At 70.6% G+C, this 23,622-nt stretch carries 20 protein-coding genes; 12 read left to right on the forward strand and 8 right to left on the reverse strand.

Going from position 1 to position 23,622, the window contains the following annotated elements:
- Position 1: 1 nt before the first annotated feature.
- Positions 2-1,360, forward strand: coding sequence for a phosphoglucosamine mutase (gene glmM, locus ACFY12_RS16145; protein WP_390716399.1), 1,359 nt, complete (start codon positions 2-4; stop codon positions 1,358-1,360).
- Positions 1,361-1,463: 103 nt separating this feature from the next.
- Here glmM and ACFY12_RS16150 read toward each other — a convergent pair whose 3' ends face one another.
- Together ACFY12_RS16150 and coaA are read right to left on the reverse strand one after the other, a co-directional pair.
- Positions 1,464-2,402 (reverse strand): DUF389 domain-containing protein, encoded by a 939-nt coding sequence (locus ACFY12_RS16150; RefSeq protein WP_390716400.1) that lies wholly within the window; start codon positions 2,400-2,402, stop codon positions 1,464-1,466.
- A gap of 38 nt (positions 2,403-2,440) precedes the next feature.
- Entirely contained in the window at positions 2,441-3,436 is a 996-nt protein-coding gene (coaA, locus tag ACFY12_RS16155; RefSeq protein WP_390716401.1) for a type I pantothenate kinase, read from the reverse strand.
- Between the two features lie 240 nt (positions 3,437-3,676).
- Here coaA and ACFY12_RS16160 point away from each other — a divergent pair, with 240 nt between their 5' ends.
- Positions 3,677-3,922, forward strand: a complete 246-nt coding sequence (locus tag ACFY12_RS16160; RefSeq protein ID WP_390716402.1) for a hypothetical protein — start codon at positions 3,677-3,679, stop codon at positions 3,920-3,922.
- Between the two features lie 61 nt (positions 3,923-3,983).
- Here ACFY12_RS16160 and ACFY12_RS16165 read toward each other — a convergent pair whose 3' ends face one another.
- Entirely contained in the window at positions 3,984-5,798 is a 1,815-nt protein-coding gene (locus ACFY12_RS16165) for a glycosyltransferase (protein ID WP_390716403.1), read from the reverse strand.
- A gap of 180 nt (positions 5,799-5,978) precedes the next feature.
- On the opposite strand from ACFY12_RS16165, the gene ACFY12_RS16170 reads away from it, so the two are divergent.
- Positions 5,979-7,193, forward strand: a complete 1,215-nt coding sequence (locus ACFY12_RS16170) for a glycosyltransferase (protein ID WP_390716404.1) — start codon at positions 5,979-5,981, stop codon at positions 7,191-7,193.
- A gap of 31 nt (positions 7,194-7,224) precedes the next feature.
- On the opposite strand, the gene ACFY12_RS16175 is transcribed toward ACFY12_RS16170, so the two are convergent.
- Both ACFY12_RS16175 and ACFY12_RS16180 read right to left on the reverse strand, forming a co-directional pair.
- A complete protein-coding gene (locus ACFY12_RS16175; protein WP_390716405.1) occupies positions 7,225-7,515 on the reverse strand; it encodes a hypothetical protein in 291 nt (96 codons plus the stop codon).
- 158 nt (positions 7,516-7,673) lie between these two features.
- On the reverse strand, positions 7,674-8,291 hold the full coding sequence (locus ACFY12_RS16180) for an ATP-binding protein (RefSeq protein ID WP_390716406.1): 618 nt from the start codon (positions 8,289-8,291) through the stop codon (positions 7,674-7,676).
- Here ACFY12_RS16180 and ACFY12_RS16185 point away from each other — a divergent pair.
- Complete coding sequence (locus ACFY12_RS16185; RefSeq protein WP_390716407.1) at positions 8,290-9,171, forward strand: helix-turn-helix domain-containing protein; 882 nt, start codon at positions 8,290-8,292, stop codon at positions 9,169-9,171. The genes ACFY12_RS16180 and ACFY12_RS16185 overlap by 2 nt on opposite strands.
- Positions 9,168-9,374, forward strand: coding sequence for a DUF397 domain-containing protein (locus ACFY12_RS16190; protein ID WP_390716408.1), 207 nt, complete (start codon positions 9,168-9,170; stop codon positions 9,372-9,374). Before ACFY12_RS16185 ends, ACFY12_RS16190 begins: the two co-directional genes overlap by 4 nt.
- A gap of 87 nt (positions 9,375-9,461) precedes the next feature.
- Here ACFY12_RS16190 and ACFY12_RS16195 read toward each other — a convergent pair whose 3' ends face one another.
- The 3 genes from ACFY12_RS16195 to ACFY12_RS16205 form a co-directional block, all read right to left on the reverse strand.
- Positions 9,462-9,914 carry an SUKH-3 domain-containing protein gene (locus ACFY12_RS16195; protein WP_390716409.1) on the reverse strand — a complete coding sequence of 151 codons (453 nt, stop codon included), beginning with the start codon at positions 9,912-9,914 and terminating at the stop codon, positions 9,462-9,464.
- Positions 9,911-14,647 carry an RHS repeat-associated core domain-containing protein gene (locus ACFY12_RS16200; RefSeq protein ID WP_390716410.1) on the reverse strand — a complete coding sequence of 1,579 codons (4,737 nt, stop codon included), beginning with the start codon at positions 14,645-14,647 and terminating at the stop codon, positions 9,911-9,913. The genes ACFY12_RS16195 and ACFY12_RS16200 overlap by 4 nt, the downstream gene beginning before the upstream one ends.
- Before the next feature lie 119 nt (positions 14,648-14,766).
- Positions 14,767-14,991: a hypothetical protein gene (locus ACFY12_RS16205; protein WP_390716411.1), complete on the reverse strand. Its 225-nt coding sequence runs from the start codon at positions 14,989-14,991 to the stop codon at positions 14,767-14,769.
- Positions 14,992-15,239: 248 nt separating this feature from the next.
- Between ACFY12_RS16205 and ACFY12_RS16210 the strand changes: the two genes are divergently transcribed.
- The 7 genes from ACFY12_RS16210 (at position 15,240) to ACFY12_RS16240 (ending at position 23,603) form a co-directional block, all read left to right on the forward strand.
- Complete coding sequence (locus tag ACFY12_RS16210) at positions 15,240-15,716, forward strand: hypothetical protein (RefSeq protein ID WP_390716412.1); 477 nt, start codon at positions 15,240-15,242, stop codon at positions 15,714-15,716.
- A gap of 351 nt (positions 15,717-16,067) precedes the next feature.
- Positions 16,068-17,915 carry a glutamine--fructose-6-phosphate transaminase (isomerizing) gene (glmS, locus tag ACFY12_RS16215; protein ID WP_390716413.1) on the forward strand — a complete coding sequence of 616 codons (1,848 nt, stop codon included), beginning with the start codon at positions 16,068-16,070 and terminating at the stop codon, positions 17,913-17,915.
- Positions 17,916-17,961: 46 nt separating this feature from the next.
- The gene (locus ACFY12_RS16220; RefSeq protein ID WP_390716414.1) at positions 17,962-18,330 is read left to right on the forward strand and encodes a holo-ACP synthase; all 369 of its coding nucleotides are present in this window, start codon (positions 17,962-17,964) and stop codon (positions 18,328-18,330) included.
- 11 nt (positions 18,331-18,341) lie between these two features.
- A complete protein-coding gene (locus ACFY12_RS16225; RefSeq protein WP_390716415.1) occupies positions 18,342-19,814 on the forward strand; it encodes an NAD(P)H-hydrate dehydratase in 1,473 nt (490 codons plus the stop codon).
- A 212-nt stretch (positions 19,815-20,026) separates the two neighbouring features.
- On the forward strand, positions 20,027-20,773 hold the full coding sequence (locus ACFY12_RS16230) for a L,D-transpeptidase family protein (protein WP_390716416.1): 747 nt from the start codon (positions 20,027-20,029) through the stop codon (positions 20,771-20,773).
- 215 nt (positions 20,774-20,988) lie between these two features.
- Complete coding sequence (gene alr, locus ACFY12_RS16235) at positions 20,989-22,251, forward strand: alanine racemase (RefSeq protein ID WP_390716417.1); 1,263 nt, start codon at positions 20,989-20,991, stop codon at positions 22,249-22,251.
- The gene (locus ACFY12_RS16240) at positions 22,248-23,603 is read left to right on the forward strand and encodes an alpha/beta fold hydrolase (RefSeq protein ID WP_390716418.1); all 1,356 of its coding nucleotides are present in this window, start codon (positions 22,248-22,250) and stop codon (positions 23,601-23,603) included. Before alr ends, ACFY12_RS16240 begins: the two co-directional genes overlap by 4 nt.
- Positions 23,604-23,622: the final 19 nt, after the last annotated feature.

Below are 23,622 nucleotides of genomic sequence, written 5' to 3' on the forward strand. Positions count from 1 at the left end.
AGTGGGACGACTCTTCGGCACGGACGGTGTGCGCGGCGTCGCCAACGCGGACCTGACGGCGGAGCTGGCGCTCGGCCTGTCGGTCGCCGCAGCGCATGTGCTCGCGGAAGCGGGCACCTTTGAGGGGCACCGGCCGGTGGCCGTGGTCGGGCGGGATCCGCGGGCGTCGGGGGAGTTCCTGGAGGCCGCGGTCGTCGCGGGGCTGGCGAGCGCGGGTGTGGACGTTCTGCGGGTGGGCGTGCTGCCCACCCCGGCGGTCGCGTACCTGACCGGTTCGCTCGGCGCGGACCTCGGCGTGATGCTGTCCGCCAGCCACAACCCGATGCCCGACAACGGCATCAAGTTCTTCGCCCGCGGCGGTCACAAGCTCGCCGACGAGCTGGAGGACCGGATCGAGGAGACCTACCGGGCCCACAGCTCCGGCGAGCCGTGGCAGCGGCCGACCGGCGCCGGCGTCGGCCGGGTCACCGACTACGACCAGGGCTTCGACAACTACGTCGCGCACCTCGTGGGTGTGCTGCCCAACCGCCTCGACGGCCTGAAGATCGTCATCGACGGCGCGCACGGCGCGGCCGCCCGGGTCTCCCCGGAGGCGTTCGCCCGGGCCGGAGCCGAGGTCGTCACCCTCGGCACCGAGCCCGACGGCCTCAACATCAACGACGGCTGCGGCTCCACCCACCTCGCGAAGCTGCGTGCGGCGGTCGTCGAGCACGGCGCCGACCTGGGTGTCGCCCACGACGGCGACGCGGACCGCTGCCTGGCCGTGGACCACGAGGGCAACGAGGTCGACGGCGACCAGATCCTGTCGGTCCTGGCGCTCGGTATGCGCGAGGCGGGGACGCTGCGCGAGAACACCGTCGTCGCCACCGTCATGTCGAACCTGGGCTTCAAGCTGGCCATGGAGCGTGCGGGCATCGCCTTCGTCCAGACCGGGGTCGGCGACCGGTACGTCCTGGAGGAGATGAAGGCGCACGGCTTCGCGCTCGGCGGCGAGCAGTCCGGCCATGTCATCGTCCTCGACCACGCCACCACCGGTGACGGCACGCTGACCGGTCTGATGCTGGCCGCCCGGGTCGCCGCCACCGGCCGCTCGCTCGGCGAGCTGGCGGGCGTCATGGAGCGGCTGCCGCAGGTCCTCATCAACGTCCCGGACGTCGACAGGTCGCGGGTGGCCACCTCGTCCGAGCTGAACGCGGCGGTCACCGCGGCGGAGCAGGAGCTGGGCTCGACGGGCCGGGTGCTGCTGCGGCCGTCCGGCACGGAGCCGCTGGTCCGGGTCATGGTGGAGGCCGCCGACAGCGAGCAGGCCCGGGCCGTGGCGGAACGCCTGGCCGACGCGGTCAAGTCCGCACTGGGCTAAGGGATTTCGTCCGGACTGACTCTGGGCTCCGGACTCCCCCCCGGACTCCCCCCGGACTCCGTGGCTGTTTCGGGCCTGGGCCCGGCCCCGCGCTCGCTGCTCGCTAGCGCGCGGCCGGGCCCGTCCCGTGCCGGGCCCACAGCACCTTCTGGGCCGCCAGGGTCAGGGTGCCCGCGATGATGATGCCGGCCAGGTTCAGCAGGAGCTGTTCCATGGAGTGCCAGGCCTGGACGTACTCCTGGTAGCCGAGGGCGACCGCGGCGTTGGCGGCGGCCGGGACGGTGGTCACGGAGATCGCCACGCCGACCAGAGCGCCCGACTTGGCGGAGGTCAGCGAGAGCACCCCGGCGACGCCGGCGAGGACCGCGACGACGAAGGAGAACCAGTCGGGCCGGTAGATGAAGTTGGTGTTGGGCCGTGTGGCTTTCAGGGCCTCGTGGTCGAAGAGCCCCACCGCGTCCATGAACAGACTGAAGCCGACGGTGACCGCCATCGCCACCGCGAAGCCGACGAGCAGCGCCAGCATCGAACGCCAGGCCAGCCGCGGCGCGCGCTGGACGAGAGCGGTGCAGAAGCCGGCCAGCGGACCGAACTCCGGCCCCACGGCCATCGCGCCGACGATCAGGATCGCGTTGTCCAGCACCACACCACACGCCGCGATCATCGTGGCGAGCGTCAGAAACGCCAGATAGGTGACGGAGAGCGTCGACTCCTCGTGCGTCGCATCGGTCAACGACTCCCACAGCACGGCGTCCGCGCCCTCGCCGGGTGCCTCGTCCTCCGCCCGTTTCGCGCGTGCGGACAACGACAGATCGATGTTCTCGATCGCGATGGAGCCGGTCTTGTCCAGGTCCAACGCGCGCAGCCGCGCCAGCAGCCCGTCCCCGGCCTCCCGCGCGACATCGCACATCACCACATCGCCCTGCGGATCCCGTGCAGCCCCGGCCATCACCACGACATGAGCCGTGCCCACGGTCGTGTCCAGAAGGCGGAGGACCTCGTCCGTGCGGTCCGAGGGCACGATCAGTCGCAGATGCAGCATGCTGCGAACCTAACGCTTCCTTAGCGCGCTGGAGCTGCCTAGAGCTTCCGCAGCGACAGCCGCTGCACCTTGTGGTCCGGCCCCTTGCGCAGTACCAGGTTGGCCCGGCCCCGCGTCGGCGCCACGTTCTGCTGGAGATTGGGCTTGTTGATGGTCCGCCACATCATCCGCGCGTAGTCCAGCGCCTCCTCCTCCGACACCTGGGTGTACTTGCGGAAGTACGAGAACGGGTTCTGGAACGCGGTCTCCCGCAGCTTCCGGAAGCGGCCGAGGTACCAGCGCTCGATGTCCTCGGCACGCGCGTCCACGTAGACGGAGAAGTCGAAGAAGTCGGCGAGCCCGAGCCGCGTCCGGCCGTCCTTCCCGGGCAGCGCCGGCTGGAGGACGTTGAGGCCCTCGACGATGAGGATGTCCGGGCGGTGCACGGTCAGCCGCTCACCGGGCACGATGTCGTAGATCAGATGCGAGTAGACCGGGGCGGTGACCTCGGCCCTGCCCGACTTCACATCCGCGACGAACCGGGTCAGGGCCCGTCGGTCGTACGACTCGGGGAACCCCTTACGGGACATCAGACCGCGCCGGTGCAACTCCGCGTTGGGGAAGAGGAATCCGTCCGTGGTGACCAGCTCGACCCGCGGATGCTCGGGCCAGCGGGCCAGCAGCGCCTGGAGCAGGCGGGCGGTGGTCGACTTGCCGACGGCCACACTGCCCGCCACCCCTATGACGAAGGGCGTGCCGGGCTGCGATCCCTGGCCGCCGCCGTCCGCGTCGCCGAGGAAGGTGTTCAGCGCCCCCCGCAGATTGCTGGTCGCCCTGACGTAGAGGTTGAGCAGGCGGGAGAGCGGGAGGTAGACCTCGCGCACCTCGTCGAGGTCGATGACATCGCCCAGGCCGCGCAGCCGCTCGACCTCCTCGGCGGTCAGGGGCAGGGGGGTCTTCTCCCGCAGGGCGCTCCACTGCGCGCGCGTCAGATCGACGTACGGCGAGCCGTCGGCGGCGCGGCGTCGTTGCTGCGGATCGGTCGTCAAGGCCACGCGCCCATTCTCCGCAGCCGCCGTACGCCGTTCATGCCGGGGTGCCCGACGGGTGCCCGACGGGGTGGACTCCCTGCCGTCGCGCCCGCCATATTGTTGTACTGTCACGCAGTTTGCCCGACGCGGCCGACAGCCGACAGCAGGGTCTCGGCTCATGGCCATGGGCATGGGCATGGGCCGAGCACACACAGGGGGAACAGGGGGAAACAGGTGGGTGCACGAGTGCGTAAGAAGACTGGTTTGCTGCGACGGACGGGCCCGTCAGCGGCCGCCTTGGCCGCCCAGGCTCACTCGGCCCGGGTCCACGCCGACCTGGCCGACGAACTGCCGGACCACTATCTGGAGGACCTCGGCGAGGACCAGGACCTCGGAGACCTGCTGGACGGCCACGAGCCGCCCACCGGCCCCGGCGCGGACCCGGAAGCCCACGAGGAACTCCTGGAGAAGGTCCGCGAGGCCCGTCACCGGATAGCGCGCGGCTACTGACGGGGCGCGGCGGCATCACCATCCGCCGACGTCAGCGTGATCCGACCGGCGACGTCCGACGTCAGCGTGATCTGACCGCCGACGTCAGTGTGATCACGGTGCTGGTCCCGAGCGGCCCGTCCGTCGGGATGGTGCGCTTGGTATGCGGCCGGTCCCCGACCAGTCGTGCCAGCCCGGCCGCGTCCGGCTGAAGCCGCCCGTGCTCGAAGACGACGAAGCTGACCTTCACGCCAGGGGGCGGGGTCGTCTCCCGGTACTGGGCGTAGGTGACCGCGTCGCAGCCCGAGTACCAGCCGAGTTCGGGTTCGTACCCGGTGACCAGCAGGCACGGGCTGCCGGCGTCGGCGGAGAGCTGCCGGGCGACCGGGACCGTGGAGTGGGCCAGGCTGGTGGGACCAGGCATCGCGCCGTGCGCGACCACCTGGGCGGTACCGAAGACCGTGACAGTGGCGAGTGCGGCGATGGCGCACAGCACCCGCGGAGCCCAGCGGCCGCTCAGCTCGGCGATGTACTGCACGCCGAGCGTGGTGAGCAGGATGACCGGCAGGTAGACGAAGCGCGGTTCACCGTCGGTCGCCACGCCCAGGATGACGAAGATGAGTACCGAAGCGGTGCCGAGGAAGGCGCGCTGCCGCGCATCCGCAGACGGACGTTCCCCTTCCGCCTTACGGGCCCGGCGCACACTGCGGAACGCGAGCCAGGCCGCCACGAGCCCCGCCGCCATGACGACGGCGCCGAGGTCGCCGGCCAGGCGGTACGGGAAGATCCCCAGGTAGTAGACGAGCCCGTCGCCGATGTAGTCGCGGTTGGCCTGGCCGGTCGCGTACAGGATGACGCCGAGGGGGGAGCCGGTCTCGTGGATGGCGTAGAGGAAGTGCGGCACCAGCCCGGCGAGCAGGACGACGACAGCGACGACCAGGCGCCGCCACTGCGCGAGCCAGGCGCGCGGGCCGTAGACGACGACCGCCGCGAGGGCGATCGCGACGAGGTTGCCGACCACCCCGTACCGCAGATAGAACGCCGCCAGGATCACGAACGGTACGAGGAGCAGGGCGCGTGATCGCGGCTTCTCCTGCGCCCGTATGAGGAGGAAGACGACGATCAGCAGGAGCCCCGTGCTGCCGATGTCGTTGAGGAACTCAGGCATACGGCGCAGGAAGCCGAGCCCGCTCAGAAGCAGCAGCAAGATCACGACGGCACGCCGCGGGGTGGTCCAGCGGCTTGCGACGACGTACGTCACGCCGAGGGTGAAGAGCGCCAGGACGAGGGTGACGGCCCGCAGTGCGCCGACGTCGTCGTGGAGGGTGAGCGCGAGGCGTCCGAGCGCCGGGAGGCCGAGGGGCCGGTAGACGCCCCACCCCGCGTCGGGGGTGCCGTCCAGCCAGGAACGCGCCTTGTTCGCGTAGACCGCTTCCTCGTGCCCGATGTACGGCTCGTCATCCTGCAACGCCGCCCACACGCCCGCGGCCAGCGCCAGGACCGCGACGGCACAGGCCCAGGGCGGCACCCGCCGCACGAGGCGCACGGCCTTCGCCCAGCCACCCGACCCCGAGCCCGACCCTGACCCCGACTCCGGGCCCGACCCCGCACCGAAAGCCCTCGGCCAGTACGGCCGGGCGAGCATCCACGCCGGTGCCGCGCCCAGCAGGTAGGGCCACGGCTGCCAGCCCGGCAGCCCGCCTCCCAGCCCGACGATCAGCAGCACCTGCTGCAGGACCGCGGCCCCGGTCAGCACCAGAGCCACACCGAAGGCCACCCGCCGCCACGGGCCTGGCGCGGTGACCTGCTCGGGAGATACGTCGCCGCGAGCACTCTCCGGCGAAGCGGATCCGGCGGCCGCCTGTCTGCCCGGATGCGGGGATATGCCATTAATCATAAGAACACCATTGTCCCGGCTGCCGGCCCATCCGCGACCAGCGGCAGCGCGGGCTACCCGCTCCTGCACCCTCCGCAACTGTGATCATGCGCTACGGCTACGCACCTGCACAGGGCGGGCTCGAGGGATCCCCTGGACGGCGACGGTGACCGGGCGGCATTCGCCGGGGAGAATCGCTCCATGCGCGTTCTGATCATCACCGCCGGTTCACGGGGAGACGTCGCGCCCTACACGGGACTGGGGCGGCGGCTGCTGGACGCGGGCCATCAGGTCGCCGTGGCCGCTCACCCGTCCTTCGCGGCGCTCGTCGGCGGGTGCGGCCTCGACCACCGGCCTGTGCCGGGAGATCCGCAGGGGCTGATCCGGGACTGGGCCCGGGCGGCGTCGCGGGATGAGGCCCGGGCGCTGACGAGGGCGTACGCGGACGGGCTTGCCGATGGGGTGGCGGAGGCCGTGGCGGGCGGAGCCGACCTGCTGCTCACCGCCTTCGGCCCGGCACCGCTCGGCCGGACGGCCGGCGAAGCGCTCGGCGTCCCCGTCATCGGCACCTACCTCGTACCGGCGTTCGCCACCGGGCAGTTCCCGCTGCCCAATGCACGGAGCACCGACGGCTTGGGGCCGGAGAGCAACCTCGCCGCGGGCCGGGATGTGCTGAGGCGTGCGGAAGGGCTCTTCGCGGGCTCTGTGACCCGGCTGCGTGCCCGTCTCGGGCTGCCCGCCGACGCGCCCTCGGCACCGGTGGATGTCCGGCCGGTCTTCCACGGCTTCAGCCCGCTGGTGGTGCCGCGCCCCGAGGACTGGCCGTCCGGGGTCGAAGTGGCGGGCTACTGGTGGCCCGCGCGGCCGGACGGCTGGCAGCCCCCGGACGGACTGGTCGACTTCCTTCAGGCGGGCCCGCCGCCGGTGTTCATCGGGTTCGGCAGTATGGCGGTGGGGGAGGGGGAGCGGCTCAGTGAGCTGGTGGCTGCGGCGGTGGAGCGGGCAGGTGTGCGTGCGGTGGTGCAGGCGGGGTGGGCCGATTTGAGCGGCTGTGGCGACGACGTCCTGGCCATCGACGATGTCCCGCACGACTGGTTGTTCCCTCGCACCGCCGCCGTCGTCCACCATGCCGGGGCGGGTACCACCGCAGCGGGACTGCGGGCCGGAGTGCCCGCTGTGCCCGTTCCCGTCATGGCCGATCAGCCGTTCTGGGCGTCTCGGCTGTACGAGCTGGGAGTGGCCCCCCGGGCTGTGCCGTTCCAGGACCTCACCGCCGAAGCCCTCGGCGATGCGATCACGGCCTGCCTGTCCGAGCCGGCCCACCGCCGCCGCGCGGCCGAACTCGCCCGCGGGATCGCCGCAGAGGACGGCGCCGCTTCGCTGCTCGCCCACATCGGCTCGGAGGGCGCAGGGTGAACCCGGGGGATGCCGGGGATGCTTCGTGGCGCTACCCGCCCCTGTGCCCTCCGCACCTGTGATCGTGCGCGACGCACCTGCACAGGGCGGGCTCGGCGCACGGCCGCGACGGACCGCCGGTGACGTGCGTCACGGGCAGGAACAGCACTGGGCGGGCGGCCCACTCGATACGGATATCGCCCGAGGACGCGACGAACGCGTACGGTTCGCCCGCCTTGAGCCGCATGATCGCTTCCCACTGCCCGTGGTCGAGCCACCGGAATGCCCGCTCGGTGTCCTCCGAGCCGAACGAGGAGAGCAGCACGCGCACCGAGAGCCGCATCCACACCAGGGCCTGCTCCGCGGTGTCGGCCGTGCTCGTCCGGATCCTCGTCTCACCATCGCCTATGGAACGAGCCGTGAACTCACACCACCATCCGGGACGGCCAACGGAAGCGGGCCGATGCAACAAGCTGCGGCGTCCAAATGCCGCGTTGGCACTCAACGCGCCTCCCCGGTACGGCCGATGGGCATGTGAGCCCAGACCGTTTTGCCGCGTCGGCGTGGTCGCACGCCCCAGCGCTGGGAGAGGGCGTCGACTACGAGCAGACCGCGGCCAGAGGGGTCGTCCGATGCGGGCGTACGTAGTTCAGGCATGCGCCACTGGTAGGAGTCGGACACCTCCAGGACGAGTACGCCGCCGCGACGGCGTAAAGCGAGCTCGAAGTAGTCCCCTGTTCCCTTGGCGTGGCTGACGGCATTGGCGGTCAGCTCGCTGCTGATGAGGACCGCGTCCTCGATCAAGCCTCCGAGTTTCCAGTCGATCAAGGTCGATCTGACGTGGCGTCGTACGGCGGCGATGGAGTCTCGGCGGACTCGGAACCTTGTGATGTCTGTGCGCCCGGACATGGGTCTCCCAAGGGTGCGGGCAAGCGGGATGGTGATCACTGGGCGTCTCGGGTCGGCGACGGCCTGTGATGAGAGCCACGCTAGACCTAAGGCGTGACGACATGCAAGAAGCTCGTTATGCAAGACTTGCAGATACGGGGAGTGGTCAAGTGGGTGGCGTCCACGGACAGTTGCTGTGCAGACTGGCTGGGACGAAAGAGGGGGTGGCATGCCCGCAGGAGGGAAGCCCACAGTCCATAGCCGACGGCTTGGGGCAACGCTCAAGCGACTCCGGGTGGCTGCGCGCCTCGACCAGGAGCACGCGGCGGAAGCGGTGGCGTGCTCAATCGCCAAGATCAGTCGGATCGAGTCCGGTGCGGTCAGTGCGCGCGTCGGCGATGTGCGGATGCTGCTCGATCTGTACGGAGTTGGGGACGCGGAGGAGCGTCAGCGACTTGAGACGCTGGCCCGTAACAGCAACAAGCGGGGCTGGTGGCTCAACTTCCAGTTCCAGGCCCCGACGAAGGAGCGCCTGGGCGATTACCTCTCATTGGAGACCGACGCGACGTACATTCGGACGTGGCAGCCGGTCTTCATTCCGGGCCTGCTCCAGACGCCGGAGTACACAAAGACGTTGACCGAGGCCAATCCGGAAGTGCTCAGCGAAGGAGCGGCGGACGAGATCGTCGCCGTCAGGCAGGAGCGTCGCCGGGTCTTCGAGGAGTCGGGTGCACGGCTCGCGGCAGTCATCTGGGAGCCGGCGCTCACCGGTCGGATGCCGTCATCACTGGTTCATCGGGCGCAACTGGAGCATCTGATCAAGATGGCCGGGCAGCGGAGTATGACGATCCAGGTGCTGCCGCACAGTGAGTGGGCTGCCGCCCGGGTCGCGCCCGCCTTCGTGGGGCTCTCCTACGCGAATGAAGCATCGCCGGAGGTCATCGTGCAAGACACGATGGTCAACAGCGTTATCGTCGATGATCACGAAGAGATGGCGGGCTATGTGCATGCCTTTGATGCGCTCCGGTCCGCCGCGCTGACGCCGGAGCAGAGCGTCGCCTTCATTCGTCGCGTCATAAACGACATCGCCGTGGAGAACGAGGAAGCGTGAGCAGCCAGGAGATCGTCAGCCCCTTCGTGACGTCGTCCTACTCGGGGGGAGGTTCGGCCAACGAATGTGTGGAGGTGGCGCGGACCGCCGACGGTGGGCGTGCCGTTCGCGACAGCAAGAACCCTGAGGTCGTTCAGTTCTACACGCCGTCCGGGTGGTCCGTCTTTCTGGAGGGCGTCAAGGGCGGGGAGTTCGACAACTGACCGGAGCGGAGAGGCGTGACCATGTTTCGCTCACGGCACGGATGGTTGTGTGTCGTGCCGTGAGCGGAACACCTCGGCTGTCGGCTGTCAGAAGAACGTCTTGTCCCAGTCGCTGGCGATGAGGGCGCGTACGGCGTTCTCGAAGCCGTTGTCGACTCGCTGGATACCGGCATCGCCGGCGAGGAAGATGTCTCCGTTCTCCGCGAGGAGCACGCCCTCTTCGGTGACGAATGCGGAACCGACCGGGAGAACGGGCCGGCCGATGCGCTTGGCGCAGATGCGTACGTTCCTGAACGGCATGTCGAGCGCGCTCTCGACAGTGGTCGAGAGCTCCACGTCCGCATTCCGGAACTGCCAGGTAACCGTGAGTTCGCCGTAGTTCTCCAGGAACTCGACGAGCTGCGGGGTGACTTCGTACCCCTCCTCGGTGTACTTCCGGCAGGCCGCTTCGATGTCCAGCGGATGAGCTGTGAAGCGCGCTTCCGTCGAGAGGTCCTCCTGAAGCTTCCGGACCGCAGCGCGGTCAGGGGTTGCATTCATCCGGTCAGGACCTCCCCTCCGAAGCCGGGCACCCACGTACTGCAGTTCTCGCACATCTTGAACTTCTTTCCCCTGTCGTTGACGGTCACCAAGTCGATGTTCTTCGGGTCTGCGCCGTCCTTGATCGCATTGGTGAACATGCGCGGTTCACCGCACACACCGGGTGGACGACCATCCGTACGCTGGGACTCCTTGGGCATCGCGTCGGTAACGGCCTTGTCGTGGCCGGTCTCCGGACCGCTCTCGCCGTAATAGACCTTACCGGTGGTACGGTCCCGGCCCACTGAATAGGCCTTGGGTACCCAGTCGTCCTCACCGAGACCGTCGGCGACGTGCTGGATCCGTTTCTTCCCGAGGCCCATCAGCTCCTTTTTGAGATCGGGGCTGTCATCCGGCATCAGTCCGAGCGGGTCGCACCACGTATGGGGGTTGTGGACGTAGGCGTCGGGATTGGGAGCGGGGCTGAGGCCGAGCGGGTCGGGGGTGGTGTAGCGGGCGGTCCGGGGGTCGTAGTAGCGGTTGAGGTTGTAGTGGAGGCCGGTCTCGGGGTCGAAGTACTGGCCGGGAAAACGCAGCGGCGTGTACGTCGTATTGCCGGTCGCCCACGTGGTGTTGCCCCAGAGCGTCGGGACGGCCCGCCAGGCGATGGTGTCGGTGGCCGTGTCGACGAGTTCGGTGGGGGTGCCGACGAGGTCGGTGACGATGGCGAAGAAGCGGCTGTCGATCTCGTCCTGTGGAGCGTCGGCCGTTGCCGTTCTCGTGATGGTCTCGGTCTGGGCGAGTGGGTGGAGGCCCCGGTGATCCCAGCTCATGGTGTAGGGGCCGGGCAGGGACGGCGCGTAGGTCGTCTGCTCGGCGAGGGTCGCGCCGTCCCAGGTGAAGTCGGTGCGCTCCTCGACGGTGATGCCGTCGGCGGCCAGGCGCTCCTTGGAGGTGCGCCGGCCGAACGGGTCGTAGACGTATCGCCAGCGGGTGCCGTCGGGTGTGGTGACGTGCGTGAGACGGTCCTCGGCGTCCCAGGTGTAGTGCCAGCTGGCGGGCTTCTTCGACAGGCGGGTGACCTGGCGGAGGACGGTGCGGCCGGCGGCGTCGTATTCATAGCGGACCCGGCCGGCGGTGGTGAGCTGGGTGCCGTCGTAGGTGCGGGTGCCGACCGCTGCCTTGGCAGCGCCGTCGGCGGGCCAGTGCGCCTCGGTGAGGTTGCCGGCCGGGTCGTAGGCGTAGTTCTCCGTCCAGGTGGCGGCATGGATGGCGGTGACCCGGCCGGCGGTGTCGACGTCGAAGGTGCGGGGGCCGTTGAGCTGGTCGTCGATTCCGGTGAGGATGCCGTCGGCGCGGTAGGTGTAGTCGCGCCGTTGCAGCACCGACTGTCCGGACCGGAGGATCTGGCCGGTGAGCCGGTGCTCGGTGTCCCAGGCGTTGGCCAGGGTGAGGCGGTCGCCGAGGGTGCGTTCGGTCTCGTGGCCGGCCGCGTCGTAGGCGAAGTCGAGCCGGCCGGCATCGGTCGTCAGCGAGGTGCGGCGGTCGGCCTGGTCGTACGTCCAGGTGCTGGTGTGGCCGCCGGGAGTGGTCCGCCTGGTGCGTCGGCCGAGGATGTCGTGGGTGTGGGTGAGGGTGCGGCCGTTGGTGGTCTCGGTGACGAGGTTGCCGAGGGCGTCGACGGTGCGGAGGAGGTCGACGTCCGGGCTCGTCGCCTGGACCAGGTGCCCCGCGAGGTCGTAGGCGTAGCTGGTGACGGCCCCGTCGGCATCCTTGGCCACCAGCTGACCGAGTACGTCGTAGGTGTACTCGATGCGCTGGCCGAGGGGGTTGGTGCGCGAGACGACCTGGCCGGTGGCGTCCAGTCGGTAGGCGACGGTACGGCCGTGGAAGTCGGTCTCCGAGATCAGCCGGCCGGCGGCGTCGTAGACGTACTCCCAGGTCTGGCCGAGGCTGTTGGTGACGCCCACGAGCTGCATGTCCGCGTCGTAGGTGAAGGTGAGCCGGGTGCCGTCGGGGTTGGTGCGGGCGGCGAGGGTCTCGAACGGCGTGTACGCGAACGTGGTGACCTGGCCGAGGCGGTCGGTGTGGGCGAGGAGGTTGCCCTCGTCGTCGTACGCCCAGGTCTCGGTGCTCCCGTCGGGGGCCGTGTACGAGGTGAGGCGGCCCTCGGCGCTCCAGGTCAGCCGGGTGACGCCGCCCAGCTGGTCGGTGATGGTGGTGACCCGTCCGAAGGCGTCGCGCTCGTAATGGCTGGTGGCTCCGGCCCGGTCGGTGACCTCGAGGGGCAGGCCGGCCGGATCGCAGCGGATCCGGGTGGAGTTGCCGAGGGCGTCGGTGACGGCGGCCAGGTGTCCGGACTCGTCGTAGCCGTAGCGGGTGGTGGCGCCGGTGGGGTCGGTGACCGAGGTGCGGCGGCCGGCCTCGTCGAAGGTCTGCCGCCAGGTGAGGCCGCCCGGCCTGGTGATCAGCGTCGGGAGGCTCGAATCGCCGAAGTAGGCGGCGGTGGACCGTTCGCCGTCCGGGCGGGTGACGGCGACCAGACCGCCCGTGTCGTCGTACGTGAAACGGGTCGTGCGCCCGAGCGGGTCGGTCTGGGACAGCAGGCAGTCGTACTCGTCCCGCTCGAAGAGGGTGGTGTTGCCGAGGGGGTCCGTCTCGGCGACGACCTGTGCGTGCTCGTTGATCTGGTAGCGGGTGGTGTGGCCGAGCACGTTGGTCTCGCAGTGGGTCCTGAGGCCGGTGACCGGGTCGGGATCTCCGTACTCGAAGCGGAACCTGAGCGAGCCGTCCGCGCCGCCCTCTTCCACCACCCGGTCGAGTGCGTCGTAGGTGTAGAGATAGCGGGTGCCGTTCCGGTCGGTCCAGGACAGGATCCGGCCCTGGGCGTCGTTGGCGAAGAGCAGCGGACGGCCCGAGGTGTTGTAGACCTCGGTCAGATGGCCGTCGGTGTAGCCGTAGCGCGTCAGCAGGACGTCATCGCCGTTTTCGCCCGCTGCGGCCAGGTGCAGGGCGGTGATCCGGCCGGCCTCCGTGGTGACCAGGAGGCGGTAGCCGCCGGAGTGGGTCATGCTCAGCGGGGTGCCGTGGGCGTCGTAGGCGAAGTCGACGCGGTGGCCCGCCCGGTCGCGTACCCCGGTCAGCAGGGCCGTCTCGCCATCGGGCCGGCGGGTGAACTCCCGCACCAGGCCGGAGCCGACATCCGTCAGGGTGTAGTCGCCGGTCGGTTCGTCGATGTCCAGGTCGAGGCGTGCGCCGGCCGAGGCCTGGGTGGGTTCACCGGGGACCGGGTGCGGATATGCCTGCGTGGTGCGGTCGGCGCTGAGATAGACGACCCCGTCGTCATCGATCTCCAGCCGCTCGTCGAAGGTGCAGACCCAGCGTGGGCCCATCCACCGGCCCGCCTGGTAGCCGGACTCGAAGGAACGCCGGAACAGCATCGGCAGTGAGCCGGGGAGTGACACGTCCATCTGGTCGATGAACATCCGCCCCGTCGCCATGTCGACCGGCTCACCGCCCTGGCAGACGGAGTCCTGCGGCCGACCTGCCTCGCGGGGGTTCTCGACCTGTTTCCGGCCACGGCCGCCACCCTTCGATCTGCCGCCGCTCCCTCGGCCGCCGCCGGAGTTCGACGACGTTCCGGAGCCGCTGTTCGGGCCCTTCGGGTCCCCCTTGCCGTCCTTGCCGAGGCTCTTGAAGTGGTCGGAGAGCGAGCGGTCGTTGTCGTGATGGTTCTTGGCCATCTGCTTGATGCCACGGGTCATGTTGTCGTCGAGGTGCTTGGCGGTCTTCTTCACGCCGTCCTCGATGCCGTCGATGACCTTGTCCAGCATCGCGTTGGCCGCATCGGCGATGGCGTCCTTGCCACGGGTGCGGCCGTGGTGGCTCCTGGCCCGGCCGATCTTGCCGCCGGCCTTGTTACGGAAGGTTCCGCCGGCGCTCTGCAGACCGGTCACCACCCGGTCGTGCTCATCCGGATCGAAGCTGAAGCCGCCACTGGCCCCGCCCCCGCCCCTGCCTCCGCCACCTCCGCCCGCGCCTCCGCCGCCGGCGCTCAGGAGCTGCATCGGATTGCCGCCCGCCGACTTCGCGGAGTCCTTGGCGCCCTGCACGCCCTGCTTGAAGCCGTCCTTGCCCGCCTGGGCGGCGTGCCCCAGGTCCACGCCGTCCTGCACTCCCAGGGCGTTGGCCCCCAGCTGCACGACCAGGTCGCCGACCATCGCGCCGAGCGCTTCCTCGACGGGGGTCAGCGCGATGCTGATGACCTGCTCGGCGACCTGCTGGCAGACCTCCTTGAAGATGCGTCGGACGGCCAGCCGGGTGGCCTGGGTGCCGGCCAGAGCGCCCAGCTCGGACAGGCCGAACGTGAAGGGAGCGGCGGCCTGGGCTGCGATCACCTCCGCGGCGAGAATGCCGAGTTGAACGATCGCGCCGATCTTGGCGCCCTCGATCAGCACGGCCACGCCGTCCAGCGCCGTCGCCGCCAGCCGGCCGCACTCTCCCAGGTTCTTCAGATGGGTGCCGTTGATCTTCGTCCAGTGGGCGTTCAGCGCTTCCACGGCCACTGAGCCGCCTGCCGATCCGACCAGGCCCTGGATCGCGGTGTGCGCCTCGTTGGCGCCACCGTCGATGTCATCGGCGAACTCCCGCATGGCGTCGGCCATACCGCGGTAGTCGTCCTCATCCACGTTCGGCCACGACACCCCGATGAGATCGAGAATCTCGTCCGCCCACCCAGGCAGCACCACGCCCATGTTTCCTGCACCCCCGTTTATCGACCCGCGCTGCGGTGATGCTGTCACATGGTCTGCGGCGCCTCGAGAGGTACTCGAGAGGTACATGAGCCATAGGTCCGCCCCCGGCCCCGCGCGGATCACCGGCGTTTGACGAGCCAGACCACGAGGCCGACGATCCCGGTCGCGGCGAAGACGGCTGCCTTCCCTGCTATCAAGCCGAGGCCGGGGGGCCACCAGTCCAGCTTCCACACCGTGTACCAGATCAGCACCACGAACGCTATGGCCAGGAGCGTCGCCGGTACGAACCACCGGGACTCGCGGTCCTGTTGTGTGGAGTCATTGCTCTCACTGCTCTCCTGCATGTGTTGATGCTATGGGCGAGATCGCTGGGCGCGGTCGGCTCTCGACGTGTCGTGACCTGCCGTGCGCACGTATGCGCGTCATATGCCCCGTTGGGATGGGTGTGGGCACATGCCCTGTTCGGGGTTGATGTGTCGTGCTGTTCTGGTATTGCTCCCGGAAACAAGGGAGTTGTTCAGAGAGAGGGGTGGCCGTGAGACTCACGAGAGGTCGAAGAGGGAGAGGGCGTAGGTTCGGCGTCATCGCCGCTGTGGGTGCAGCGGTGCTGATGTTCTCGCAAGGAACGGCGTTCGCAGCCAGTGGCTGGCAGGCCGGCCCGAGCAGCCTTGTGGCCCCGGGTACCAAGGTCGAACTGCATCCGTGGGCCAGTTGCGGTCGGCTGTGGCCGGAGACGGGGCCTTGCGACTACAGCAGCCACGACCACCTGAGGGTTTCAGCCCTCAACGACGCAGAGATCCTCAACAGCGTGGGATCGTCCCTCACCTTGGTCCGGTCCAGCACAGGTGATCAGGTGGGCACCTGCACGGTGAATGATTCCACTCACATGGGTTGTGCCCTCAGTGGCAGTGGATCGGTCGATATCGGCGAGGAACTGACCACTGGTGACGCCGTCATCTTCACGGCGTCGATGAACTCCTGCACTCCCTCACTCGAGATCGCCTGGTTCAACGACACGGATTTCGGCGACTCCTCCACAGCGGTGGTCATGACGGGCGGCCGTTGCTGACCGCGGTGATACCCGCATGAAAGGGCCCGCCGATCGCGGGCCCGCCATCGGGCCGGCGGGAAGTACGGGACACACGTCCTGCGCCACACCTGCGCCTCGACCTGGCTCGAAGCCGGGGGAGTCGTTGCTGCTCGTGGCACGATGGCGGGGCACGATGATCCGGCCTTCACGTTGCGGACGTACCTGGCGGACGTACCTGCATGTGATGACGGACTCGGGCACAGGGGCCTCACAGCGCTCGATGCGTGGGTCGGCGGGGCGGCCTGAAACTCCCCACAGACTCCCCAGCGGGTGCCACGGGGTATCGGCGGGGCCCGGAGATGCAGGTCAAGCGGTCCCGAAGGGGTTTGTATGTGCGGAATCGTGGGATACGTGGGCGGGCAGAGCGCCCTTGAGGTGGTGCTGGCCGGGTTGAAGCGGCTGGAGTACCGGGGGTATGACTCGGCGGGTGTCGCCGTGCTCGCCGACGGAGGGCTGGCGGCCGCGAAGAAGGCGGGGAAGCTGGCCAACCTGGAGAAGGAGCTGGCGGACCGTCCGCTGCCGACGGGGGCGACCGGTATCGGGCACACCCGGTGGGCCACCCACGGCGGGCCCACGGACGAGAACGCGCATCCGCATCTGGACAACGCCGGGCGGGTTTCCGTCGTACACAACGGGATCATCGAGAATTTCGCCGGGCTGCGGGCCGAGCTCACCGAGCGGGGACATCGGCTGGCGTCGGAGACGGACACCGAGGTCGTGGCGCATCTGCTGGCCGAGGCGTACTCGTCGTGCGGGGAGCTGGCCGAGGCGATGCGGCAGGTGTGCCGGCAGCTGGAGGGCGCGTTCACGCTGGTGGCGGTGCACGCGGATGAGCCGGATGTGGTGGTCGGGGCGCGCCGGAATTCGCCGCTGGTGGTCGGGGTGGGGGACGGTGAGGCGTTTCTCGCTTCGGATGTGGCGGCCTTTATCGCGTATACGCGGGAGGCCGTTGAGCTGGGGCAGGACCAGGTGGTGGAGCTGCGCCGGGACGGAGTGACCGTCACCGACTTCGACGGGGCGCCGGCGGATGTGCGGGAGTACCACGTCGACTGGGACGCGTCGGCCGCCGAGAAGGGCGGTTACGACTACTTCATGCTGAAGGAGATCGCGGAGCAGCCGAAGGCGGTCGCCGACACGCTGCTCGGGCGGATCGACGCGTCGGGGGAGCTGTCCCTGGACGAGGTGCGGATCGCGCCGGAGGTCCTGCGCGAGGTCGACAAGGTCGTCATCGTGGCCTGCGGGACGGCGTATCACGCCGGGATGATCGCCAAGTACGCGATCGAGCACTGGACACGGATTCCGTGCGAGACGGAGCTGGCGAGCGAATTCCGTTACCGGGATCCGATTCTGGACCGGCGGACGCTGGTGATCGCCATCAGCCAGTCCGGCGAGACCATGGACACCCTGATGGCGCTGCGGCACGCGCGCGAGCAGGGCGCGAAGGTGCTCGCGATCTGCAATACGAACGGGTCGACGATTCCCCGGGAATCGGATGCGGTGCTGTACACGCACGCCGGACCCGAGGTCGCGGTGGCGTCGACGAAGGCTTTTCTGACGCAGCTGGTCGCCTGCTATCTGGTGGCGCTCTACCTCGCGCAGGTGCGGGGGACGAAATGGGGGGACGAGGTCCGGGACGTGGTGCGGGAGCTGGCCGCGATCGGGACTCAGGTCGAGCAGGTGCTCGGCACGATGGAGCCGGTACGGGAGTTGGCCCGTGGGCTGGCCGACAAGAACACGGTCCTTTTCCTCGGGCGGCATGTGGGCTATCCGGTGGCGCTGGAGGGCGCGCTGAAGCTGAAAGAGCTCGCGTACATGCACGCGGAGGGATTTGCGGCGGGTGAGTTGAAGCACGGTCCGATCGCGCTGATCGAGGAGGATCTGCCGGTGGTTGTCGTGGTGCCGTCGCCGCGCGGGCGGTCGGTGCTGCACGACAAGATCGTGTCGAATATCCAGGAGATCCGGGCGCGTGGGGCGCGGACGATCGTGATCGCGGAGGAAGGGGACGAGGCGGTGGTGCCGTACGCCGATCACCTCGTACGGATTCCGCGGACGCCGGTACTGCTCCAGCCGCTGGTGTCCACCGTTCCGTTGCAGGTGTTCGCCTGTGAGCTGGCCACCGCGCGCGGCAACGAGGTGGATCAGCCGCGGAATCTCGCCAAGTCGGTGACGGTGGAGTGAGGGTGATGCGGAATCTCGCCGAGTGCGGTGACGGGGGAGTGAGCGCGTGATCATCGGGGTCGGGATCGATGTCGCGGAGATCGACCGGTTCGGCGCGGCGCTGGACCGTACGCCGGAGCTGGCGCACCGGCTGTTCATCCCCTCGGAGCTGATGCTGCCGAGCGGGGAACGGCGCGGTATCGCCTCGCTGGCCGCGCGGTTCGCGGCCAAGGAGGCGGTGGCCAAGGCCCTGGGCGCACCGGGCGGGCTGCACTGGACGGACGCCGAGGTCTATGTCGAGGACAGCGGACGGCCGCGGCTGCGGGTGCGGGGCACGGTCGAGGCGTGCGCGGCGACGCTGGGGGTGCGGTCGTGGCATGTGTCGCTGAGCCATGACGCCGGGGTCGCTTCCGCTGTGGTGATCGCCGAGGGGTGACACTGGTCCGTATGAGGACTGCCTACAGCGTTCAGACCGTGCGGGCCGCCGAGCGGGAGCTCATGGCCCGGCTGCCCGAAGGAGCCCTGATGCAGCGGGCGGCGGCCGGACTGGCCGTCGCCTGCGGGCAGTTGCTGGGGCGGGTGTCCGGCAGCCGGGTGGTGCTGCTGGTGGGCAGCGGCGACAACGGTGGGGACGCGCTCTACGCCGGGGCCCGGCTCGCGCGGCGCGGGGCCGGGGTGGTGGCCGTACTGCTCTCGCCAGAGCGGGCGCACGAGGGCGGGCTGGCCGCGCTGCGCAGGGCCGGCGGGCGGGTGTCGGACGATCCGACGCGGGACGTCGCCTGGGCCGATCTGGTCGTGGACGGGATCGTCGGGATCGGCGGGCGCGGCGGGCTGCGCCCGGAGGCCGCGCGACTGGCCCGGGCGGCACGGGAGTCGGCGCTGGTGGTGGCGGTCGATCTGCCCAGCGGGGTGGACGCGGACAGCGGTGAGGTGGCCGGGGACGCCGTATGGGCCGATGCGACGGTGACGTTCGGCGCGTACAAGCCGGGGCTGTTGATCGATCCGGCGCGGGAGCGGGCCGGGGCGCTGCGGCTGGTGGACATCGGGCTCACGCTGCCGGACGGGGCGGCCGAGGCGGAGGCGCTGCAGCACGCCGAGGTGGCGGAGCTGCTGCCGCGGCCGTCCGCGGAGAGCGACAAGTACCGCCGGGGTGTGGTCGGGGTCGTCGCCGGGTCGGCGCGCTATCCGGGGGCGGCGGTGCTGGCGGTGGCCGGTGCCCTGCGCGGTGGTGCGGGGGCCGTGCGGTACGTCGGGCCGGCCGCGGACGCGGTGCTGGCGCGGTTCCCGGAGACGCTGGTGCACGCCGGGCCGCCGCACCGGGCGGGCCGGGTGCAGGCGTGGGTGGTCGGGCCGGGCCTCGGCGACGAGTCGGATGCGCTGGGGGACGTGCTCGCGTCGGAGGTACCGGTGCTGGTGGACGCGGACGGGCTGCGCTTCCTGACGCCGGAGCGGGTCCGGGCGCGGACCGCCGAGACCCTGCTGACCCCGCACGCCGGGGAGGCGGCGGCGCTGCTCGGGTGCGGGCGGGACGAGGTCGAGGCGGCGCGGCTGACGTCCGTACGGAAGCTGGCGGCGCGCTATGGCGCCACGGTGCTGCTCAAGGGCTCGACCACGCTGGTCGCCGGGGAGCACGGGCCGGTGCGGGTGAATCCCACGGGCACCAGCTGGCTGGCGACGGCGGGGAGCGGGGACGTGCTGTCGGGGCTGACCGGTTCGCTGCTCGCCGCGGGGCTCGGCGCGCGCGATGCCGGTTCGGTGGGCGCCTATCTGCACGGTCTCGCCGGGCGGCGGGCCGCCGGGCTGCCGGTTGGGGTGCCGGTTGTCGCCTCGGAGATCGCGGACCATCTGGACGTTGCCTGGATGGATGTGATGGATGCGGTGGGTGTGACAGAAGGGGCAACGGAAGCGGCAACGGGCTGATGGATATGGCGGGAGGCGCAACGGGCTGAGGGGTGTCCGCCGTTGGCCGATGTGGCGGACCGGCGGTGGTGGCGGACCGGCAGCGGTGAACGGGCTGACGGCTGGTAGGGGGACGTCACGGTTACGCCCCGCGGGGGAATGGCCGTGACCACGAGGGCGAACCTGGCCCCGGTGCGAGCCGAACGGCGGCCCGATGGCGGCATCGTGAGGGTATGAAACGGACCTTTGTGGCGCTGCTGGTCAGCGCCTCGCTGCTCCCGTTCGCCGGGCCGTCCGAGGCCGTCACGGCCGAGGACCGGATGCCCGGGCCGACCCGGGGACGGCAGCAGCTGCACTTCGAGGACGTACCGCGCGCGGACGGCGTCGACGAGTCGGGCTGCACCCGCGTCGCCGGGCCCTTCCAGCAGCAGGCCGAGCGCTATCTGCGGCGGCCGGCGGACGGGGAGCAGAGCACGGACGACTGCCGAGCGATCCGGCGGTTCCAGAAGGCGCACCGGATCTCCCCGGCGTCCGGTTACGCGGGGCCGGTCACCGGCGCCGTGGTGCGGCTGATGGGGGCCCGGCGGGACCCCAACCGGGCCGGACGCTGCCCCGACCGCCCCGAGCGGACGGCCTGCGTCGATCTGGGCCGGCAGCTGTTGTGGGTGCAGCAGAAGGGGCGGGTGGTCTTCGCTCCGGTGCCGATCCGTAGCGGTGTGCCGAGTATGGCCACTCGCACGGGGACATTTCGGATCTATCACCGCAGCAAGCGCCATGTCTCCAGCCTGTACCACTCGTCGATGCCGTTCGCGCAGTTCTTCGACGGCGGGGAGGCGCTGCACGGTGTCTCGGACGACATCTATGAGGGGGAGGGCTCGCACGGCTGCGTCAACCTCTTCCGGTCGGACGCGCGGGCGTTGTGGAACGTACTGAAAAAGGGCGACATGGTCCACGTCTGGGGGCGGAAGCCCAGCGGGTGAACCCATGGGTGAGCCGGCGAGTGAACCGGCGGGTGAACCGGCGGACGGGCGCGCGGGCAGACATGCGGGCAGACGCGTGGGCGGACGGACAGGCAGACGCGCGGCCGAACGGGCGGGTGGATGGGCGGTCGAACGGGCAGGTGAACCGACAGGTGAGCGCACTTTCCCCGCCCGTCCCCCCGGGCCCGGGCACATCGCCTGCGACACTGAGGGGGATGAACGAGACAGCGAAGCGCGCCCGTGCCGCCATCGACCTCGCCGCCGTGCGGTCGAATGTCCGCGCACTGCGGGAACGCGCCCCCGGGGCAGAGCTGATGGCCGTGGTCAAGTCCGACGGCTACGGACACGGCGCGGTGCCCTGCGCGCGCGCCGCCCGTGCGGCCGGCGCGGCCTGGCTGGGCACCGCGCTGCCCGAGGAGGCCTTCGCGCTGCGCGCGGCCGGCGACACCGGGCGGCTGATGTGCTGGCTGTGGACGCCGGGCGGGCCCTGGCGCAAGGCCATCGAGCTGGACATCGACGTCGCGGTGAGCGGGCTGTGGGCGCTGCGCGAGGTGACCGCGGCGGCCCGCGCCTGCGGCCGTACGGCACGCGTCCAGCTCAAGATCGACACCGGTCTGGGTCGCAACGGCTGCCAGCCCGCCGACTGGGCCGAGCTGACCCGGGCCGCCCGCGCCGCCGAGGCCGAGGGCGCGCTGACCGTCACCGGCGTCTGGTCGCACTTCGCCTGTGCCGACGAGCCCGGCCACCCCTCGATCGCCGCCCAGCTCGCCGCCTTCCGCGAGGCGCTCGGCACCGCCGAGGCGGCCGGGCTGCGCCCCGAGGTGCGGCATCTCGCCAACACCCCGGCGACGCTCACCCTTCCCGAGGCGCACTTCGACCTGGTACGTGCCGGTATCGGCGTCTACGGCATCTCGCCCAGCCCCGAGATCGGCACGTCCGAGGACTTCGGGCTGCGGCCCGCGATGACGCTGGAGGCCTCGCTCGCCTCGGTCAAGCGGGTCCCGGGCGGCCACGGCGTGTCGTACGGGCACCGCTACAGCACGCCCGGCGCGACCACCCTCGCGCTGGTCCCGCTCGGCTACGGCGACGGCATCCCGCGGCACGCCTCCGGCACCGGGCCCGTACTGGTCGCCGGCAAGTGGCGGACGGTCGCCGGGCGGATCGCGATGGACCAGTTCGTGGTCGACCTGGGAGGCGAGCCCGCCGAGGCCGGCGACCCGGCCGTCCTCTTCGGGCCCGGGGACCGCGGCGAGCCGACCGCCGAGGACTGGGGCCGCGCGGCCGGAACCATCGGCTATGAAATCGTCACCCGGATCGGAAGCCGGGTGCCGCGCGTCTATGTGGACAGCGACATGGACGGCGACATGGACGGCGACATGAACAGCGCCATGGACACGGCCATACGGAACAGAGCCATACGGAACGGAGCACAGCAAGAAGCCGAAGGGAACACCACGCTCACGGGGGGTACCACATGACGGACAGCACGGAGGCCGCCGCGAAGGCGGTCGAGGCGGCGACCGAGGCCGCCACCAACTGGACGAAGGCCGGCCGGCACGCCGGCCTCGCAGGTGCCGCGATCGGCGTGGTCGCGGCGGGCGCCGCGGCCGGAGTGGCGATAGAGCGGATGACCGTCGGCCGGGGCATGCGCCGCCGGGCCCGGCTCGCGCTGGACGCCTCCGGTCCGTACGGCACGCTGCGCGGCACACCGGGCGCGGCGGTCGCCGAGGACGGCACCGAGCTGTACTACGAGGTCGACGAGCCGGGGGACCCGGGGAACGCCGGCCATTCGGCCAAACACGGCAAGAGCGGCCGGGAGGGCAGGGGCGGCCGGGACGGCCGGGACGCCCAGCGCGAACGGTCCGCCAAGCAGCCCGCCCGCGGTAAGCCGGCCCGGGCCGCTCAGGAGGCCCAGAGTGGCTTGCGCAAGCGCCTGACGGCCGCGCTGGGCCGGCGCTCGGCGGTCCCGACGGTGGTCTTCAGCCATGGTTACTGCCTCAGCCAGGACTCCTGGCACTTCCAGCGCGCCGCGCTGCGCGACACCGTGCGCACCGTCCACTGGGACCAGCGCAGCCACGGCCGCTCGGCGCGCGGGCGGAGCCAGCTCGACGGCACGGAAGAGGTCACCATCGACCTGCTGGGCCGCGACCTGAAGGCGGTACTGGACGCCGCGGTGCCCGAGGGGCCGATCGTGCTGGTCGGGCACTCCATGGGCGGGATGACGGTGATGGCGCTGGCCGACCAGTTCCCCGAGTACGTCGCGGAGCGGGTGATCGGGGTGGCGCTGATCGGCACCTCCGCCGGCCGGCTCAGCGAGGTCAGCTACGGCCTGCCGTCGATGGGCGTCAAGGCCTTCCACTGGCTCGCGCCGGGCGTGCTCAAGGCGCTGGGCTGGCAGAGCGAGATCGTCGAGCGGGGCCGGCGGGCCACCGCCGATCTGTTCGCGGGGCTGATCAAGCGGTACTCCTTCGGGACGCCGGAGCAGGTGGACCCGGGCATCGCGCGGTTCGGCGAGCGGCTGATCGAGGCGACCCCGATCGATGTGGTCGCCGAGTTCTTCCCGGCGTTCGCGGTGCATGACAAGACCGAGGCGCTGGTGGCGTACGACGCGGTGCCCGCGCTGGTGCTCGCCGGGGAGAACGATCTGATCACCCCGGCGGACCACAGCCGGACCATCGCCGAGGTGCTGCCGGACGCGGATCTGATGTGCGTCCCCGGTGCCGGGCATCTGGTGATGCTGGAGCGGCCCGAGCTGGTGAACGAGCAGCTGGTGTCCCTGGTGGAACGGGCGACGGCCACGGCGCGCAGTTCACGGCACGCACGGGCCTGAGGCGCGGCCGGAGGGGGCC

The sequence above is a fragment of the Streptomyces sp. NPDC001339 genome, assembly GCF_042895955.1.
Classification (GTDB): Bacteria; Actinomycetota; Actinomycetes; order Streptomycetales; family Streptomycetaceae; genus Streptomyces.